This window comes from Leptolyngbya sp. O-77 (assembly GCF_001548395.1).
Lineage (GTDB): Bacteria > Cyanobacteriota > Cyanobacteriia > Elainellales > Elainellaceae > Thermoleptolyngbya.
The window spans coordinates 1,943,213-1,960,442 of record NZ_AP017367.1 but is presented as its reverse complement, the minus strand read 5'-3'; the positions used below and the strand labels follow the sequence as shown (position 1 = coordinate 1,960,442).

Here is a 17,230-nt window from a genome sequence, read left to right as displayed (position 1 = left end):
TAGCCCCGTTGCAAACAACACACAACATTACAATTCAAAAATCAAATTCGGACGCTGTATAACCTTTACTAAATGTGCCGGATCTGATTCCTGTTCCCCCTTACTCCCCGCAATCCACTATGGTGAACGCCATTCAGAACCCAACCAAACAGCGGAACCCGAAGAAGCACAACCACTACGGCTTCCGCGACTTTTTCCAGTTTGACCCCGACAAGGGCACGATTGTGGACTGGAACGGCAGCCAGAACCTGCTCACCACCGAAGATTTCATCATTGGTCTGGTGGAAGGGCTGGAGGAGGAAGTGGGCGATGCGTCTGCCGCCACGATGTACACGATTGGATGCGAATGGGGACAAAAAGACGCTTTCTTCTTTGAAAAGTGGTTTGAAAAAGAATTCGACCGCAACATTCGCCAGACCAATCTGCTGTTTTTGCTGGAAACCTGGTGGTGGCCCTTTACCTCGCAGGGCTGGGGGCGCTGGGAAGTGGACATGGGCGATCGCAAGCAGGGCTTCATGTTCATCAACATTTTTGACTCGGCCGTAGCGCGGACGCTGGGCGACGTGGGCAAACCCGTCTGCTATCTTTACGCAGGACTCTTTGCAGGCTTCTTTACCGAACTGGTGAAAAAGCAGCTCAGTTGCATCGAAATCCAGTGCTACTCGATGGGCGAAACCTACTGCAAGTTTCTGCTGGGCGGACAAGATCGGATCGACGCTGCCACCTTCTGGATGAACGAAGGCGCAACGGCGCGAGACATTGAAAAACGGCTGCGCTCAGGAGATCGGCTGAAATGAACCCCACTGCCCTGATGGAACGCAACGGATTTAGCAAGCCCGCCAGCACCGAACCCAAACCCGCGTCCTGGCTGCACCAAACCACCCACAGCTTTTTTAGCAGCATCAACTGGGACGACAACCCGCCTGAAGTGGAGCAGGTGCGCCTGGATGCGACCAGCAGCGACGGCCCGCTAAGCCTGATGCTGACAGTGCGCCAGTTCTTTACCTCCGTGAATTGGGACGGCACAGCCAGCAGCAGGGCGATCGCCCCCGAAGTCGATCTGTCCCTCTCCAGCGAGCCACCCCAGCCCGCCACCAACGCCTTCACCCTCGACGACTTCTCTGACCTCTTCTAACCCGCCATATCTAGGTCAGCTCTCTTTTCCCCACACCTTATAAAGAACGAAGAACGAAAAACGAAGAACGAAAAACGAAAACCCAAACTCCTTCCCTCTTCCCTCTTCGTTCTTCCCTCTTCCCTCTTCGTTCTTCCCTCTTCGTTCTTCCCTCTTCCCTCTTCGTTCTTCCCTCTTCCCTCTTCGTTCTTCCCTCTTCCCTCTTCGTTCTTCCCTCTTCCCTCTTCGTTCTTCCCTCTTCCCTCTTCGTTCTTCCCTCTTCCCTCTTCCCTCACCATGCACCCACAAATCGACGCACTCTTCGACGAAGCCGAAAACCGCTACCTCAAGCCCGAAGAACTGGCCGTGCTGAGTCAGTATGTCGAGTCGCTGCCCGCCCGCCTGGATGCCTATTGCAGCCTGCGCGACCGCGAAATCACCATCATGCAGCAAGCCGCCGATCGGCTGGTGGCAGAACTGCCCGGCGAATCGACCGAAACCCTGGAGCGCAGTATCAAAAACGCGCTGCTGGTGCTGCGCCACTGCGCTACAGCCATGCTGATGAACGATGAGCCGTTCCTCAAAGATCGCTTGCAACCCGTGGCCAGCCTGATCCAGACCTACAACAGCCAGCGCATCGACTCGGCGCTGTTTCGCCTGCTGAACCAGTCCCTCAGCCAGCACCTTGCGCCCCAGCAGATGACGTTTTTGCTGCCGATGCTGGCGATCGCCCAGACCGATTTGCACCTTTCGGGCGAAGCACCGCTCACCGCAGCTGCCCTGTTTTAGGCATTAAGAGTCAAAGGGGTCAGCGATCAGATAGTTCAGCTAAAGAATTGCTCCAATCCAAAAATCTTGCGTCCTGCCCTGCGCCCTCCCTTTTGACCCCCACCCCCCAGTCCTCAATCCCCAATCCCTGACCCCTACACACCTATGATCTCCGTCGCTGATTTACTGGTTAATAACCGCATTCCCAGCAGCTACTTTGCTACCGATGCCTACGTCCGCAGCGATCTGGAAATGGGGCTGCTGGAAAACCGTCAGGGCGATCGCCTGATTGCCCTCCCTGAAACGCTAATTCAGGCAATCTACAGCGGGCTAGAAAAGGAAACTGGTCAAGCCTCTCGCCTAGTGCTATATAACTGCGGGCGCTGGTGGGGTAAGACCTTCTACAGCCGCTTTTCGGAAGAACTGACCGACTATTATGGCACGCCGCTGTCGAATATGCCGATGGTGGAGTTTTTGCAGAGCCTCCAGCAGTGCTGGATTACTCACGGCTGGGGCAAGATTGACCTGGATCAAACCTATCATCATCGCGGCTTCTTGGTGGTAAAGACGTGGAACTCGCCCTTTGCGCGATTGGCTCCTCGCAAAGACCAGCCCGTGTGTCATCTGGAAGCGGGTGTTCTGGCCTCTTTCTTTAGCCAGATTACGGGGCGAGAGCTGCACTGCGTACAAACAACCTGCGAGTCGATGGGCGCAGACTGCAATCGCTTCGTATTGGGGCTACCCAAACGGCTGGAGCCAGCCGAAACGATGGTGACCAATCTCGACCACGAGGCGATTATGCAGCAGCTTTGCAATGTCTAGTTTGCAATGTCTAGCAAATGTCCTCCAGCGCTTTATCCGTAACTGATTTGAGAGCCAACGCTGTTGCAGCCTACCCAGTTCTCCAGGGAACCTGAATTTTCTTCGGGTTCCTGTTGTGTTTCAACCCTTCTTTTCCGCGTGATCCGTGGCCAGCTTTTCCAAAAGAGAGCAGCAGCGCTCTAGATATCGCCAGTTAGGGCTGATTGGGCAGGGGCAATTCGGTCGGGTGTTTTGCGCGGTGCATCGGCAAACGGGGCAACTGGTTGCCCTCAAAAACCTGGAGCGAGAGCGCTTCCCGACCCATAAGTTTCTGCGCGAACTGCGCTTTTTGCTGACGCTTCAGCACGAAAACATCGTCACCTGTCAGGCATTGGAACACACCGCCACAGGGCGCTATCTGGTGATGGACTATTGCGAAGGCGGCACGCTCCGCAGCTTGCTGGGTGAAGACCATCGGCTGCATCCGGCTCAAAGCTTGAAACTGGTGGCGGATATGCTGGCGGGGCTGGAACACGCCCACAGCCAGGGCATTGTGCATTGCGACATCAAGCCCGAAAATATCTTGCTTAGCGTCGAGCGGTGGGGCTGGACGGCTCGCATTTCAGACTTTGGCATTGCGCGGCTGCGACAGGAACTGGCAGAGTCGCCATCAGGTGGCGGCAACACAGGGTCGCCCGCTTACATGGCTCCGGAGCGATTTTACGGACAATATTCCCCTGCGGCAGATCTCTATTCCGTCGGCATTTTGCTGTTTGAACTGCTGGCGGGCTATCGTCCATTTTCAGGCACGCCGACGGAGCTAATGTCAGCCCATCTGAATCGGCCGCTGGTGCTGCCGGACTCAATTCCTGCTGTCTTTCATCCGCTGCTGTCGAAAGCGCTGCAAAAGCTGGCAGCAAGGCGGTTTCAGAAGGCGGGCGAGATGTGGCGATCGCTCGTGCAGGCTGCCACTGACTATGGGTTAGGCAATCTCAACTGGGAGGGGCGATTCCCGCAGGGATCGCTTCGCGAATCGCGCTCGATGATGATTTCTCCTGCACTGCCCACCGTTTCCCCCGTCAAGCCCCTAAACCCCCTGCCGTGGCGATCGCGCTCCGTTGTGACTCTGGAGCAGCCGACCACCGCGCTGGCGATCGCCCCTCGTCGGGGGATGCCCCTCTTCCAGCCTTTCCCAGAAATCGTAGAAATCTATAGGGCCAGCGGCGATCACGTCACCTTCCAGTCCCACCTTACCGAGACTCAGCCCAGCGCCACAGTAGCGGCTAGTCCACTGGTTTCTGTGCAACTGCCCCAGCCCATTCGAGCGTTGCAGGTGCGGCCGCAGGGCTGTTTCGCAATTGCGGCTCAGGCGGTTTACCTCCTGGACGCGCCGCCTGGGGATGTCAATCAGCCCTGGAGGAGTGAAACTATTGCTGAGGCAGGATCAGAGTGTCTGGTGGCGATCGAGGCGGCGGGTCGCTGGCTGGCGATCGCCGCTTCTCCAGTAGAGGACGGGGTCGGGTTTCTCACGCTGCGGCCGCTGCCCGATAGAGCCACTTTACCCGATAGAGCCACTTTAGTAGTAAAGGATTCAGCCTCTTTGTGGACTGCACCAAATCCTATTCCGCTGCCAGTTCCTACAGATTGTCGTCGGCAATTGCTGTATCTGGCAGCGCTGGATGGGCGGCATCTGGTGCTGGTGTCGCAGATTTTGAGAGGCGAGAAGTACCTTGAAACCTGGCTAGAAGTGTTTAACCGACGGGGCGATCGCCTGGGCTGCCTGACGCTACCTGTGCGTTTAGGCTGCATCATCTCTGCCCCCGACCCCTATCGTCTGGTGGCCTGCGACGCAGACGACCCCAACGCCTTACTCATCATCGACCTGAAGCCGTTTCGCGTGGCGCGGTTGGGCGTGGAAATTGCGCCCGCGCTGCTTGCTGCCGCAAACTGGGGCTATGTGCTGGCTAGCGCCGCGGGCGATTTGCTGCTGCTAGATGACTTGGGGCAGCCCGTTGGACGGTTTCAAGGGCCCGCTGCACCCGTGGCGATCGCCCTGTTCGCCACCACGGGGATCCTGCTGGCAACTCAGACCGAAGCCCAATCCCAACTTCACCTTTTGAACCTGAAGGAAATGGACACTGACCTGATGCTCTGAATGTTCTGAATCTGATGTTTTGCAGAGGACTGCCAGCCGGAGCCTGCTAGTCTAAAATCTTGAACCCCATATCAGCGTGGCTGAAAGGTCCTCTGGATAAAATTTGCCGCAGTCCCGAAGACGCTGAATTGGTAATCCAAAATCCAAAATCGATATCAAAGGCACTCAGAAAGTCAATCAGTAATGGCGCTTCAGGTTTACGGAATTCCCAACTGCGGAACCTGCAAAAAGGCGATCGCCTGGCTCGATCGCAACGGGGTCGAGTATGAGTTTATCAACACTAAGGAAACCCCACCCACCCAAGCGCAAATTGAGGACTGGATCGCGGCGCTGGGGTCAAAACCGATGCGAAATACCTCAGGGCAATCCTACCGGGCGCTGGGCGAGAAAAAAGACACCTGGGGCGACGCAGACTGGGCCAAAGCCTTTGCCGCAGATGCCATGCTGCTGAAGCGACCGCTGTTTGTAAAAGACGGCAAAGCGGTCATGGTGGGGTTTCGGGATGCAGAGGCGGTGGTGAGAGAGAAGTTGGGCGTGTAAAAGAGTAAGGGAGCGGGTTGAAGCAAGCTGCTCAGCATCTCCCTTCCCGATGTGCCGCCGCTATCATGCCTTCCCCCATCGCTTTGATATCCACGCTGCGCCACAGATACCAAGCGGCGATCGTGCGGTAGGGTCGCCACCACGGTTCGGGCGATTTGCAGCATGGTTTTCTTGTCGGGCAGATCGGGCAGGGCGTAGAGCAGGCGCATTCCGTTGCGGATGCCCAGGTCGTCTACGGGCAGCACGTCCCAGCGGTGTAGCCGAAAGATCAGCAGCATTTCCGCCGTCCATTTGCCGATGCCTTTAACCTGGGTCAGCGTGCGGATAATCGCATCATCGTCCAGTTGTTCCAGGTCTTCCAGGCTGGGCAGCCCGTCCAGCACCTTTTGTGCCAGGTCTTTGACATACAGCGTCTTGGCACGAGATAGCCCCGCACCGCGCAGCAGTTCGTCCGGCGTAGCGAGAATTTCGGCGGCGGTGGGGTGGGGCGTATGCGGATAAAGCGCCAGAAATCGGCGGTGAATGGTGCCTGCGGCTTTGCCGGAAAGCTGCTGGTAAATGATGGATTCCGCTAGAGACTCCAGCAAATTGCCTGTCTGTCGATCGTGCCAGAGAGTGCAGGGGCCGCTGCGCTCGATTGTCGCTGCCAGGATGGGGTCAGCCGCTTGCAGATGGGCGATCGCCCTTGAATAGTCCATCTTAATAGTTTCCTTGTGTATCGCCGCCAGGAAGCCGAGTGGCAACGGATTGAAAGCGAACGTCGGCAAGCCGAAGAAGCCCAACGAGAGGAGCAGAGAAAACGCGAACAGGAGCAACAGCCAAATCAAAATCAGATAGCCCCTTCACCAGAGATTCTCTCAAATCAGCAAAGCAATAATCCGCTGATGGATCTCCTCAGGACGCGCTGAGGTCCATCGAGCAGGGAAGAATTTGGGATAAAAAATTCGGGCTAACAGTTCGGTTCGGTTCTCCCTTTCAAGAGGAGCTATGAGGGGACAATTAAGGAGCTATAAAACACGCCCTAGCATTGCCTTTGGGGGAAGCTTCGCGCATCTAGCCGCGATACAATCGGCTGCATCGTTTGAAACCTCGTTTGAAACCTCTGCAAGCCCAAAATTCTCCTCCCACCATGAACCTCCCCACCTGGATCACCGTTTCGCGGCTGCTCGGCGTGCCGCTGCTGCTGGTGCTGCTGCAAAATCCCACCGAGCGATCGCGCTGGATTGCCCTGGTGATTTTCCTTGTCGCAGCAGGCACCGACTGGCTCGACGGCTACCTGGCCCGCAAGCTGAATCAGGTGACGGATTTGGGCAAATTTCTTGACCCGCTGGTAGACAAGCTGCTGGTGCTGGCTCCGCTGCTGATGCTGATCCAGCTTGGGCAGGTGCCCGCCTGGGCGGTGTTTCTGATTTTGGCGCGAGAACTGGCGATCGCCGGGTGGCGGGTCAGCCAACCCACCATCTCCGGCGCAAACCTTTGGGGCAAGCTAAAAACCGTCAGCCAGATCGCGGCGATCGCCCTCCTGATCTGCCCGCTGACGATGAATATGCCTGGAGCGGCGATCGCCTTTTGGCTCTCCGTCGTGCTGACGCTGGTATCTGGCGCAATTTATGTGCGGTAAGGGCGTGAGAGAGCGGATGAGCCTTAATCCCGAACTTGTCTCTGCCGAACTGAAACTCGGCAGGGCGATCGCCTAAACTATGCCTTAAAGTTTACTAAGCTTCCCACTTCCCCCATCCTCTCGCCCTGCCCATGACCCCGCGCTCTGCCGATGTGTTTTTCACCCGCCCGCTCCAGCTTGCATTGATCAGCGATGACGCAGTGTTTCGCGGCGGGCTGCGGCTGTGGCTGGAGCAGTTTCCAGAATTTCGGGTGGCGATCGAGTCTGGCACGGGGGAAGATGCACTATCGCTGATTCGGACGCGCCTGGACACCGGGACGAGTCGGGGCGAAACGGTAGATTTGGTGCTGCTAGATTTGGAATTGGGACGCACGAATCCGGCGCGGGTGCAGGGCTTGGCGCTGTGTCAGCAGTTACGGGCAATGTTTCCGCAAATCCCAGTGCTGGTGTTGAGTTCGACCGCAGAGCCGATTTTGGTGGATGCGGTGCGGCGGGCGGGGGCGCAGGGTTTTTGCCTGAAGGGGGCAGAACCAGGGGCGATCGCCAAATGCCTGCGGCAGGTGGCCGCGGGGGAACCCTACTGGATGGCTTCCTCTGGGCTGGCGGGTGGTGGCGCAACGGCGGCTCGCGGGCCGGTGCCGTCGCGTCGCGTGTCCCAAGCTAGCTATCTAAAGCGGACGCTGCGCCAGTCGGGGCTAGAGCAAATCGATCAGGCGATCGCCCTGATCACTGCACAACTCCGCAGTCGTCGCCTGTCCTTTTTGCAGCGGCAGGTGTTGCTGGGGCGCAGGCGAGAGCTGCGGGCGGCGCGGTGGATCGTGCTGCGGATGCTGGCCACGCCGGAACTGCTGGAAACCGTCTCGGAGCCTTCGCTGCCCACGGTTCCTACCCCCCTGGATGCTGTGTCTCCAGACCCCGTGCCCAGCCTCAGTGTCCCTGCTACACCAGCGGCGATTCGCGAAGCGACCCCTACGGGAATCCCCCGTCCCGCATCTTCGTCGCGCCCTGGCCGCTCCCAGCCTGCATCTGGTGCCTCTGTGGGTCAATCGGTTCCTGAGGGAAATCGCCCCACGGCTCTGGCGGCCACACCCCAGCCCGCGCTGACCCCGGCCACGGCCCAAGTCTCTCGTGAAATGCGGGCTGTTTTATTTAACCGGGTGCTGGCGACGCTGGAGGGCAATCTGGACAACCTCACCGATTTGCCCCTGGAAACAGACATTTTGCGGAGCGATCGCAAGCGCGAACTGTTTGGGCTGGTGCTGCGAAAGCTGGACGACCTGCTGGATGACCTGCGAGTGGCGGAAGTGCCAGAGCAGCGATTGTCAGATATGCAGCCCCAACTGCTGGCAGATTTGTGGCAGGCAACGACGGTGGAATTTTTTGGCCGCTATCGTACCCTGTCGCTATCGGGTCAGGAGGTGGAAATCGCGCCCTATCTGTTGGCTGACCAGACCATTGTGCAGGCGGATATTCTCAGCAAGATTCCGCTATTCAGCGACCTGCTGGCGCATTTGCTGGTGCAGGCTCCGCTGGTCATTGATGGTGTGCCCTACGCAGCAGGAACCCCCGAAGCCGTGCGCCGGGCCGGCCTGTTGCTCAGCCACACCATGATTCAGATTGCCAATGCGGTTGTGCAGCCGTTGCTCAATCGCTTTGCCGATGTGGAAGACATCAAACAGTCGTTTTACGACCGTCGGCTGCTCTCCAGCCGGGGCATTGAGCGATTTCGCAATGATCTGTCCTGGCGCTACCGGATGCAGCGCTATTTTGCAGAACCGAAGGATATTTTTGAAAGTCAATATCGCCTGTTTGTGCTGCGGCTGCGGGGCATTGAGCAGGAATCGGTCTATGCGCCGCGCCGCGATGAGCTAGAGCAACTGTCGGGATTGCCCTATGCGGTCACGCTGGCGCTGGAAACGCGAGATGCGATCGCCCCTCGATTGCGGTCGGTCATCTCCGTCATCGGCAGCGGCGTAATTTATGTGCTGACGGAGGTGATCGGGCGGGGCATTGGACTAATTGGGCGCGGCATTATCAAAGGCGTAAATAATGTTGTGCAGGATGGACGCTATGATCGCCAAGAGCGACGGTATGGGCGGAGCCGGGGGCGGTAATTTTGAGACTGAATCATACTTTACTAAAAGACATTTCCCATCGGGTAAAAGGAAGTGTGCCGCTGGTGTTGTTGGGCGGACTGGCGATCGCCGCGACTCTGGTTCCCACGCCTACCCCTCCAGAGAAAGAGCCGCAGCCCGAGGAAATCGTGCTGACGCTGCCGCCGCCCCCGGCGAATTTGCCGCTGCCGACGCAGGACAGGCTGATTTCCGATGACGGACAGATTGCCATTACGCTGCCGTCGGGCTGGGTCAAAGACGATGAGCTAAACGATCGCGCCCAACTGGAAGCGTCAAATCGGGCAGCGCAGATGTATCTCATCGTGCTGACCCAGCCTAAGGCAGAGTTTCGCGGAATGCAGCGTGAGACCTATGCAGAAATTACTCGCGGCTACCTGACGCGGCGACTAGAAAAATCCGAAGTTAGTGGCCCAACGAATGTTTCCCAGGTCGGCGGCAACCCGGCCGTGCAGTATCAGGTGCGCGGCTCGCTCAACAACATTGACGTGCTGTATCTGCATACGGTGGTGGAAACGCCGACCCGCTTTGCCCAGATCCTCGCCTGGACACCACCCGCCGATTTTGAAAAAAACCAGCCCACGCTGCAACAGGTGATCCAGAGCTTTCAAGAACAGCAGGCAGGTAGCTAGACCTGGCTAGATTCCTGGGTCTGGCGGCAGAGAGGGGCGATCGCCCCCACCTCACGCCAGCCTCTCACGTCACTGAACGTCACTCGATGTCACAATAGGACAGGATATTTCGGAACGTTAAAAGATGTAGAACGTGCGATGGGCTATAGAAGCAGCTTGAAAAAGATCTTTCAAAACATAAATGGTGAGTTCAGGGCTTGCTCAGTCTGGCTGGGGCTGCCTGGGCAAAGCGCAAGGGGGCGATCGCTCCTTGTGGCTGTCACTCTGATGTGGGTGCTGTTGGGGGGGACATCCGGCGATCGCCGGACTCACAGACGACCACTACGACGGCAACATCTTCCCGCTCTATGCAGGCAACGGCTCCCTCGTGCCGCCCCAGCCTCAAGCTGTCCGATTCGCTGCGAACCCACACGCCCCGCCATCCTGGTGCTATACGTAGACGACAGCACCGACTGCAAACAGTTTGCCCCCGTCATCTCCCCAACTCGATGCCTTCTATGGTCGTGCTGCCGACATCCTGCCCATCAGCATCGACTCTATCCCCCGTCAAAGACAAATACGACCCCAGTGAACCTGGCTATTATCTGACGGGCTACGCACCGCAAACGGTGGTATTTGATAAGGCCGGCCAGGTCGTGTTGAATGAATCGGGGGTCATCCCCTACGAGCGCATCGACGACGTGTTGCGGGAGGTCTTTGACCTGCTGCCGCGTTCGCAATCCGCTGAGCTAAAGCGCCGCACCGTCAATGAAATTAATACCGAATTGGTTCCTCAGTAGCGCTAATCCAAAACCCAAAGTCAGACTAAGAAGTCCTAAGAAATGTAAAATTTAGGGGTAGCATTCACCCACGCAGCCGTGACCGCGCAACCCTCTTTGGAATTTGGGCAAATTCGCAAAACGTCTCTTGCAAGCAATATCCTGCAAGATGCACTCACTGTCTTTTGGGGCGACTGGCTCGATCTGCGAGTCCGGATTGCCCAGGTTGCTGCATCGGGTCTGGTTTCCCCGCTAATCTACATCCTCGCCTTTGGGCTGGGGCTGGGCAGCGCACTTGATTCAGCGATGAAGCCGCCCGTTGGCAACAGCTATCTGGACTTCATCCTGCCGGGGATGGTGGCGCTGTCGTCGATGACCATTAGCTTCGGCGGCACGACGTTTTCCATCTGCGGCGAACGGCTTTACACCAAGACGTTTGAGGAAAATCCTGCTGCTGCCCGGTGCATCCGCTGGCGCTGTTTCTGGGCAAGATGATGGCGGGCGTGCTGCGCGGGCTGATGACCTCCGCCTCGGTGATTCTGATCGCGCTGCTGTTTACCCGCAATCTGGGTTTCATCAGCCCGCTGTTTTTGCTGGTGCTGGTGCTGAACTGTGCCGTGTTTTCTGGGCTGGGCGTGATCGTCGGGCTGAACGTGAAATCTCTAGAAGGCGTGGGTCTGTTAAACAACTTCCTGATTGTGCCCATGTCGTTTCTGGGCGCGACTTTTTTTGATCCGCAGACTCTGCCTGCTATTCTCAAACTCATCGTCTATCTGCTGCCGCTGACCTACACCAGCACTGGACTCCGCGCCGCCGCCTATCTGCCGCTGAGCCAGTTTCCCTGGTACAGTATTCCGGTGTTGCTGACAGTGGCGATCGCCCTCTCCGCCATCGGCGCATACCAATTCTCCCACCAGCGAGACTAGCGTCTAGAAACCCAAACGCCACATCCTAAATTCTTTCCTAACCTCCTAACCCCTACATCTCCTAATGTCGTCCGACGATCTCCGCGCTGCCCGCCTCGAAAAAGCCAACCAACTCCGCACCCTGGGCTTCAATCCCTATGGCTATCGCTGGGATGTGACGCACCACGCCGCTGAGTTGCAGGAAAAGTATGCTGATCTGGCAGCGGGGGAAGCGGTTGAAGTGAATGTGTCAGTGGCGGGGCGCGTCATGAATCGTCGCGTCTTTGGCAAGCTGGCTTTCTTTACGCTGCAAGACGAAACGGGCACGATCCAGCTTTATCTGGACAAAAAAACGGTCGAAGCGGGCATGGCAGACATCGACCCGCAGGCGTTTGACCATCTAAAGACTTTGACGGACGTAGGCGATATCCTGGGTGCAACGGGCACTGTTAAGCGAACTGAGAAGGGCGAATTGTCAGTTAACGTGCAGCGCTATTCCATCCTCACCAAGTCGCTGCAACCCCTGCCCGACAAGTGGCACGGGCTGACGGATGTGGAAAAGCGCTATCGCCAGCGCTATGTGGACTTGATTGTGAATCCAGAGGTGCGAGAGACCTTCCGACGGCGATCGCTCATCACGACCGCTATCCGCCGATTCCTGACTGACCGGGGCTTTATCGAAATCGAAACACCTGTCCTGCAATCGGAGGCAGGCGGAGCCGAGGCCCGTCCGTTCATCACGTATCACAACACGCTGGAGATGGATTTGTATCTCCGCATCGCCACCGAGCTGCACCTAAAGCGGCTGGTGGTGGGTGGCTTTGAGAAGGTGTTTGAAATTGGGCGCATCTTTCGCAATGAGGGCGTTTCGACGCGCCACAATCCAGAATTTACCTCCATCGAGGTTTATCAGGCCTACGGCGACTATGAGCAGATGATGACGCTAACAGAAGAAATGATCGTCGCTGCTGCCAAGTCAGTTCTCGATGACCTGAAAATTACCTACCAGGGACAGGAAATCGACCTGACTCCACCCTGGCGCAGAGTCACGATGCATGACCTGGTGCAGGAACATACCGGGCTAGATTTTACCCAGTTCACCACGCTGGAGGAGGCAAAAGAAGGGGCGATCGCCGCCGGACTCAAAGACCTCGACAAGTGCGACTCGATCGGTCGCTTGCTCGTCGAAGCCTTCGAGCAAAAAGTAGAGGCGACCTTGATTCAGCCGACGTTCGTAACCGATTACCCGGTCGAAAATTCGCCGCTAGCCAAAGCCCACCGCAGCAAGCCCGGACTGGTGGAGCGATTCGAGCTATTCATCGTGGGGCGCGAAACAGCGAACGGGTATTCTGAGTTGACCGACCCGATCGACCAGCGGCAGCGCCTCGAAGCCCAGGCAGCCCGCAAAGCCGCAGGCGATCTGGAGGCCCACGGCGTAGACGAAGACTTTCTGATGGCGCTGGAATATGGGCTGCCGCCCACGATGGGCATGGGCACAGGTATAGACCGCCTGGTTATGCTGCTGACCGATTCTGCCAGCATCCGGGATGTGATTGCCTTCCCGCTGCTGAAGCCAGAGGCAAAAGAGGAATAGTGGAGGGATGGGGCAGCCCGCACCATTCTTCCGACCCTTGCCAATGCGTCATTGCAAAACTTGGGCAAGTTAGTCCCCCCCCTGAACCGCCGCTTACTTTGCCCCTTTCGCCGTTTTCTTGGCTTTGGGTTCCGCCACTTCAGACGCGGCGGTAGCAGACACGACCTCCTCGACCGCAGTTTGCAGGTGGGCTTCCAAGAACCAGAGGCGCTTGTCGATATCCCGCGAAATCTCGGTGTAGAGGTCAGCCGTATCGGCATCGCCCAGATCATCGGTCGCGTCGATGGATTCGCGCACCAGCTTTCCGTAGGCAGCATAGCGCTCTGCCAACGCGATGACATGATCTTTGCCATCTAAAATGTCGAAGGGATACTCTGGCAGAATAGACTGGGCTGCCGCAGTGCGAGCAGTGCCAACGGCTAGCCCGCCCAGCGCCGTGACGCGCTCTGCCACCATGTCCACGTACTCTTCTAGCTCGGACGCCATCTCGTCGAATAGCTCGTGCAGTTGGTAGAACTGCAATCCCTTGACGTTCCAATGAGCCTGCTTGACCTGGGTTTTCAAATCCAGTGTGGAAGCAAGGGAGTGATTCAAAATAGCAATGACTTTTGTGCGAATTTCGGAGGAAAGATCAATCCGGGTTGCGTAGAGCGGTTGGCTTTTGCCGTTTGTGCTGCGACCGTTGCTGCCCATGAGCCTGCATCCTGGCTAGAGGTTCAAGCACTCAGCATAGCGTATTCCCTCTGGTTACAAACAGAATGTTGCTACAAACGGGATGCTGTTACAAACAGGTGTTACAAACAGAACTTGTAAACAGCCTGTGAAACAAAGTGGCTCTGTAAAACAGAACGGTTATTCCTTAAAGCGCAGGGACGATAGACGAAGCACCTCTGGGCGCTAGGCAAGCTGATCCCACGCCTGCGACACGATATCGCTGAGCCAGCGCCGCAAATCGGTATCCAGCAGTCGATCGTCTGCCATGACCTCGGCAGTGAGATCTTCCAGCGTTTGTCCTTGCGATCGCGCGACGTAGATGACTCCGGCGATCGCCGCTGCCACCAGCTCATCGTCTACAGGCTGCTGGCGGAGGGCAACGACTTCTTGAGAACTACTCGGAATGGGATAATTCATAGTCAGGCAGAAATGCCCCAGGTAATCACAAGGCACGCTCTCAGGCTTGAGGTTCTCAGACTTGAGGTTCTCAGAGCTTAGAAGCCTTATGACGTGAAGCCTTAAATGGCTGGCAGGTCAGAAGGTAAAATGAGAAGTCTTAAACTTTCTTCAAGCGTTCTGATTGTATTGGTGAAGTGTAGCGCAATTTTCAATTCTGTCAACTCTGCCTCCTTAATGAACTTGCCCAGTGAATTCGCCCAGTAAGCTTGCCCAGTGAGCTTGCCCAGTGAATTCGCCAGCCGTTATCAACGTCATCGGATGAAAGATTCTTTAACAGAGCTACTTTATTTAGAGGTGCCTACGCCTGACCTGGATGCTGTGCGTCGCTGGCTTCAGCACCAGTTTCAGCCCGCCGTTGGCAACACCATTTCTACCCCCGATGGGTTCCTGATCACAGCCGAAACTGTCGCCAGAAGTGGTTCCAGTGGCAACTTGGGAGATAACTTCCTCGACGCGCCAGTGCTGTCTGGGTTTGTCTGGTCGGTGCAGCGTACAACGTATCTTAAGGTGTTTCGCTGGGGCGATCGCCCCTTTCCTGGTGAGAAAGCTGTTTTACAGCAGTTGACCCAGGCGCTCCGGGCCCAGTTTCCCCAGCGCTACCCCGCGCCGCCTCAGGTTGACCTGTCTCATCAATCTATCTTTGAGGCCCTAGCGCCCCATTACCCCCAGACGGTGAAATATTTTCAGCGCATTCCGAATGGGGAGTATGACTTGAACCGGGTCTACTGGTGGGAGCAGCGCTGGCGCGAGAGCGTGAGAAATCCCCAGCAGCCCAAGCAGGTTGTGTTTGCGGTCGAAGCAGTCGAAGCGGTCGAAGATACAGGGACGCAACCTGCCTACGACCTGATTTACATTGGCGGAGCGCTGGGCATTATTCACGCGGCAGTGATGGCGCGACGCGGCTATCGGGTGCTGCTGATCGAGCGGCTGCCCTTTGGCCGGATGAACCGCGAGTGGAATATTTCGCGGGCCGAGTTTCAAAGCCTGATCGACCTGGAACTGTTCACACCTGCGGAGTTTGAGAGCGTAATTGCGCGGGAGTACATAGACGGCTTCAGCAAGTTCTTTGATGCCAACAATCCGCCCCAGGCAAAAGCGCCGGTGCTGCACACGCCGACGGTCTTAAATGTGGGCATTGATGCAGAAAAGCTGCTGAAAATCTGTGGCGACAAACTGCGGGCAGCAGGCGGCGAAATTTGGGACGAAACCGAGTTTGAGCGGGTGGACGTTGCGCCTGGTGGCGTGACGGTTTATGCAAAGCAGTTGCCAACGGGCACATCCCGCACGGCAACTGGGCGGCTGCTGGTGGACGCAATGGGCACGGCTTCCCCCATCGCGTGGCAACTGAATGGCGATCGCACGTTTGACAGCGTGTGTCCCACCGTAGGCGCAGTGGTCGAGCGTGGCTTTGAACCAGGCGTATGGGATGCCCGCTATGGCGATGTGCTGTTTAGCCACGGCGACATTTCCCGCGGGCGGCAGTTGATTTGGGAATTGTTTCCGGGTCGTGGGGAGGAGCTGACGTTTTACCTGTTCCACTACCATCAGGTGCATCCAGAGAATCCTGGCTCTCTGCTGGAAATGTATGAGGATTTCTTCACCATCTTGCCAGAGTATCGCCGCTGTGATTTAGATAAGCTGACTTGGCGCAAGGCGACCTTTGGGTACATTCCAGGCCACTTCAGCGGGATCAAGAGCGATCGCCGCGTGGCCTTTGACCGCCTGATTGCCATTGGCGATGCCGCGTCGCTCCAGTCGCCGCTAGTGTTCACAGGGTTTGGCTCCCTGGTGCGAAACTTGCCCCGGCTAACGGATTTGCTCAGCACTGCCCTGCGCCACGACCTATTGCAGGCCCGCCACCTGGAGCAAATCCGCGCCTTCCAGAGCAACATCGCCGTCACCTGGCTATTTTCTAAAGGCATGATGGTGCCCACAGGGAAATGGATTGCACCGCAGCGGGTCAACGCCATGCTTAACACTTTCTTTGGCATTTTGGCGGGTGAAGATCCTGAGGTGAGCGATCGCTTTATTAAAGACCGCGCCGGCTGGGTGCCGTTTAACCGCATGGCCCTCAAAGCAGCTCGTACCAATCCTGCACTCTTGCTCTGGATTTGGGAACTGGCAGGTCCAGCAGACCTGCTGCGCTGGGTTGGCAGCTATCTCAGCTTTACCCTCGCCGCCCTCCTGAGCTGGCTATTTCAATGGCTACCAGGGTTTGCCCGCCAGATCCAGCCCTGGCTAGAGCCGCGATATCCGTCGCTGTGGCTGTGGCTCCTCTCTCGCAGCTACGCGCTGACCTATGGGATGGGTCAACCCCTGCCGCCCTCTGCTGCGACTCCGTTCTCATCCAGTGCCTTTCCGCTTTCCCTCAAAACGCCAGTAGAGCCAGGGTCATAGCGAAACGGGTCTGCTCTCAAGTTTTCCTCCCCAGACTGATCGTTTTTTACCCTTAGGAGGGTACTCTTTTGCTTGCCAAGCTAAATCGAATGCAGTCCCAAACCTTTGTGAGAGGGAAATTGCGCGACCTGCATTTGGTGTCTTGGCATTTTCAAAAGAAGTTTGAAACTAGTTCTGTCGTTGTCCCCTAAAGCCCAAAACAAGCTCTACTTATGCAGCTTGGTTGTGCAATTGGCTTGTGCAATTGGCTTGTGCAAGCTGCCCAAACAAGTTTGGAGGTTTCTGCGGCCACATTCCTTAACACTGTCGATTTGATATATTAAACTCTGATATCACTGATGCCTGGTGTTATTCATAACTGGCTTTAGAGATCTGTACTGATGCTCATTCGGGTTCGCGTTGGCAAATTTTCGTGTTTTCCCTGTTGATTTTGCGCGGTTCAATTGTTAACACTGTGGTTTCTTGAGTTGTTTTCTAAGCTACCGCTTTGGGCTTGGAGTGTGGTCAAGGGCGATCGCCCAGCCAGCTTTTCTCAGCGTCCAGCGTGTTCCTGGAGTCGGCGTCAGCGCTTCCTAGAGCGTGTGTCCCCTTCAGAGTATTTCCCTGAATGGCTTCCCTCATCCGATTTCTCCACGGCAGT

17 protein-coding genes and 1 pseudogene are annotated in these 17,230 nt (G+C 56.8%); 14 read left to right on the top strand and 4 right to left on the bottom strand.

Translation table 11 applies throughout. The annotated features are described in order from the left end of the window. Positions 1 to 119: 119 nt before the first annotated feature. Both O77CONTIG1_RS08365 and O77CONTIG1_RS08360 read left to right on the top strand, forming a co-directional pair. Positions 120 to 797 (top strand): V4R domain-containing protein, encoded by a 678-nt coding sequence (locus O77CONTIG1_RS08365; protein ID WP_068509716.1) that lies wholly within the window; start codon positions 120 to 122, stop codon positions 795 to 797. Next, a complete protein-coding gene (locus O77CONTIG1_RS08360) occupies positions 794 to 1,135 on the top strand; it encodes a hypothetical protein (protein WP_068509715.1) in 342 nt (113 codons plus the stop codon). The genes O77CONTIG1_RS08365 and O77CONTIG1_RS08360 overlap by 4 nt, the downstream gene beginning before the upstream one ends. Here the strand turns inward: O77CONTIG1_RS08360 and O77CONTIG1_RS08355 are convergent. Next, positions 1,132 to 1,413, bottom strand: a complete 282-nt coding sequence (locus O77CONTIG1_RS08355) for a hypothetical protein (protein ID WP_068509713.1) — start codon at positions 1,411 to 1,413, stop codon at positions 1,132 to 1,134. The two genes, O77CONTIG1_RS08360 and O77CONTIG1_RS08355, sit on opposite strands and share 4 nt — an antisense overlap. On the opposite strand from O77CONTIG1_RS08355, the gene O77CONTIG1_RS08350 reads away from it, so the two are divergent. From O77CONTIG1_RS08350 to O77CONTIG1_RS08335, 4 genes and pseudogenes are all read left to right on the top strand, one after another. Continuing rightward, entirely contained in the window at positions 1,412 to 1,903 is a 492-nt protein-coding gene (locus O77CONTIG1_RS08350) for a hypothetical protein (RefSeq protein ID WP_068509711.1), read from the top strand. The two genes, O77CONTIG1_RS08355 and O77CONTIG1_RS08350, sit on opposite strands and share 2 nt — an antisense overlap. A gap of 144 nt (positions 1,904 to 2,047) precedes the next feature. Next, positions 2,048 to 2,704, top strand: coding sequence for a V4R domain-containing protein (locus tag O77CONTIG1_RS08345; protein ID WP_068509709.1), 657 nt, complete (start codon positions 2,048 to 2,050; stop codon positions 2,702 to 2,704). A 145-nt stretch (positions 2,705 to 2,849) separates the two neighbouring features. Then, positions 2,850 to 4,838 carry a serine/threonine-protein kinase gene (locus O77CONTIG1_RS23400; RefSeq protein WP_084782378.1) on the top strand — a complete coding sequence of 663 codons (1,989 nt, stop codon included), beginning with the start codon at positions 2,850 to 2,852 and terminating at the stop codon, positions 4,836 to 4,838. Positions 4,839 to 5,021: 183 nt separating this feature from the next. Further along, a pseudogene (locus O77CONTIG1_RS08335) lies at positions 5,022 to 5,288 on the top strand (arsenate reductase family protein); the annotation flags it as partial. Here the strand turns inward: O77CONTIG1_RS08335 and O77CONTIG1_RS27825 are convergent. Then, on the bottom strand, positions 5,207 to 6,076 hold the full coding sequence (locus O77CONTIG1_RS27825) for a DNA-3-methyladenine glycosylase family protein (protein WP_317134229.1): 870 nt from the start codon (positions 6,074 to 6,076) through the stop codon (positions 5,207 to 5,209). The pseudogene O77CONTIG1_RS08335 and the gene O77CONTIG1_RS27825 sit on opposite strands and share 82 nt — an antisense overlap. Positions 6,077 to 6,507: 431 nt before the next feature. On the opposite strand from O77CONTIG1_RS27825, the gene pgsA reads away from it, so the two are divergent. The 7 genes from pgsA (at position 6,508) to lysS (ending at position 13,020) form a co-directional block, all read left to right on the top strand. Further along, the gene (gene pgsA / locus O77CONTIG1_RS08325; RefSeq protein ID WP_068509704.1) at positions 6,508 to 6,999 is read left to right on the top strand and encodes a CDP-diacylglycerol--glycerol-3-phosphate 3-phosphatidyltransferase; all 492 of its coding nucleotides are present in this window, start codon (positions 6,508 to 6,510) and stop codon (positions 6,997 to 6,999) included. Positions 7,000 to 7,130: 131 nt separating this feature from the next. Continuing rightward, positions 7,131 to 9,113: a DUF3685 domain-containing protein gene (locus O77CONTIG1_RS08320; RefSeq protein ID WP_068509702.1), complete on the top strand. Its 1,983-nt coding sequence runs from the start codon at positions 7,131 to 7,133 to the stop codon at positions 9,111 to 9,113. Between the two features lie 56 nt (positions 9,114 to 9,169). After that, positions 9,170 to 9,763 (top strand): hypothetical protein, encoded by a 594-nt coding sequence (locus O77CONTIG1_RS08315; protein ID WP_068509701.1) that lies wholly within the window; start codon positions 9,170 to 9,172, stop codon positions 9,761 to 9,763. Between the two features lie 197 nt (positions 9,764 to 9,960). Further along, positions 9,961 to 10,542, top strand: a complete 582-nt coding sequence (locus O77CONTIG1_RS23395) for a hypothetical protein (RefSeq protein ID WP_225894720.1) — start codon at positions 9,961 to 9,963, stop codon at positions 10,540 to 10,542. 78 nt (positions 10,543 to 10,620) lie between these two features. Next, positions 10,621 to 11,016: a hypothetical protein gene (locus O77CONTIG1_RS27820; protein WP_317134228.1), complete on the top strand. Its 396-nt coding sequence runs from the start codon at positions 10,621 to 10,623 to the stop codon at positions 11,014 to 11,016. After that, positions 10,983 to 11,447 carry an ABC transporter permease gene (locus tag O77CONTIG1_RS27815; protein WP_317134227.1) on the top strand — a complete coding sequence of 155 codons (465 nt, stop codon included), beginning with the start codon at positions 10,983 to 10,985 and terminating at the stop codon, positions 11,445 to 11,447. Before O77CONTIG1_RS27820 ends, O77CONTIG1_RS27815 begins: the two co-directional genes overlap by 34 nt. Before the next feature lie 64 nt (positions 11,448 to 11,511). Continuing rightward, positions 11,512 to 13,020, top strand: a complete 1,509-nt coding sequence (gene lysS, locus O77CONTIG1_RS08300) for a lysine--tRNA ligase (protein WP_068509697.1) — start codon at positions 11,512 to 11,514, stop codon at positions 13,018 to 13,020. Positions 13,021 to 13,113: 93 nt separating this feature from the next. Here the strand turns inward: lysS and dps are convergent, their stop codons facing one another. Both dps and O77CONTIG1_RS08290 read right to left on the bottom strand, forming a co-directional pair. After that, entirely contained in the window at positions 13,114 to 13,713 is a 600-nt protein-coding gene (gene dps / locus O77CONTIG1_RS08295; RefSeq protein WP_068509694.1) for a DNA starvation/stationary phase protection protein Dps, read from the bottom strand. A gap of 204 nt (positions 13,714 to 13,917) precedes the next feature. Beyond that, positions 13,918 to 14,151: a hypothetical protein gene (locus O77CONTIG1_RS08290; RefSeq protein WP_068509692.1), complete on the bottom strand. Its 234-nt coding sequence runs from the start codon at positions 14,149 to 14,151 to the stop codon at positions 13,918 to 13,920. Between the two features lie 300 nt (positions 14,152 to 14,451). Between O77CONTIG1_RS08290 and O77CONTIG1_RS08285 the strand changes: the two genes are divergently transcribed. Then, positions 14,452 to 16,590: an NAD(P)/FAD-dependent oxidoreductase gene (locus O77CONTIG1_RS08285; RefSeq protein WP_068509689.1), complete on the top strand. Its 2,139-nt coding sequence runs from the start codon at positions 14,452 to 14,454 to the stop codon at positions 16,588 to 16,590. The last annotated feature ends 640 nt before the right edge of the window (positions 16,591 to 17,230 follow it).

Bases quoted from the DNA above. Each gene is read 5' to 3' on its own strand.
- O77CONTIG1_RS08365 (WP_068509716.1), top strand. From the start codon at position 120: ATGGTGAACGCCATTCAGAACCCAACCAAACAGCGGAACCCGAAGAAG.
- O77CONTIG1_RS08360 (WP_068509715.1), top strand. From the start codon at position 794: ATGAACCCCACTGCCCTGATGGAACGCAACGGATTTAGCAAGCCCGCC.
- O77CONTIG1_RS08350 (WP_068509711.1), top strand. From the start codon at position 1,412: ATGCACCCACAAATCGACGCACTCTTCGACGAAGCCGAAAACCGCTAC.
- O77CONTIG1_RS08355 (WP_068509713.1), bottom strand. From the start codon at position 1,413: ATGGTGAGGGAAGAGGGAAGAGGGAAGAACGAAGAGGGAAGAGGGAAG.
- O77CONTIG1_RS08345 (WP_068509709.1), top strand. From the start codon at position 2,048: ATGATCTCCGTCGCTGATTTACTGGTTAATAACCGCATTCCCAGCAGC.
- O77CONTIG1_RS27825 (WP_317134229.1), bottom strand. From the start codon at position 6,076: ATGGACTATTCAAGGGCGATCGCCCATCTGCAAGCGGCTGACCCCATC.
- pgsA (WP_068509704.1), top strand. From the start codon at position 6,508: ATGAACCTCCCCACCTGGATCACCGTTTCGCGGCTGCTCGGCGTGCCG.
- O77CONTIG1_RS08320 (WP_068509702.1), top strand. From the start codon at position 7,131: ATGACCCCGCGCTCTGCCGATGTGTTTTTCACCCGCCCGCTCCAGCTT.
- lysS (WP_068509697.1), top strand. From the start codon at position 11,512: ATGTCGTCCGACGATCTCCGCGCTGCCCGCCTCGAAAAAGCCAACCAA.
- dps (WP_068509694.1), bottom strand. From the start codon at position 13,713: ATGGGCAGCAACGGTCGCAGCACAAACGGCAAAAGCCAACCGCTCTAC.
- O77CONTIG1_RS08290 (WP_068509692.1), bottom strand. From the start codon at position 14,151: ATGAATTATCCCATTCCGAGTAGTTCTCAAGAAGTCGTTGCCCTCCGC.
- O77CONTIG1_RS08285 (WP_068509689.1), top strand. From the start codon at position 14,452: ATGAAAGATTCTTTAACAGAGCTACTTTATTTAGAGGTGCCTACGCCT.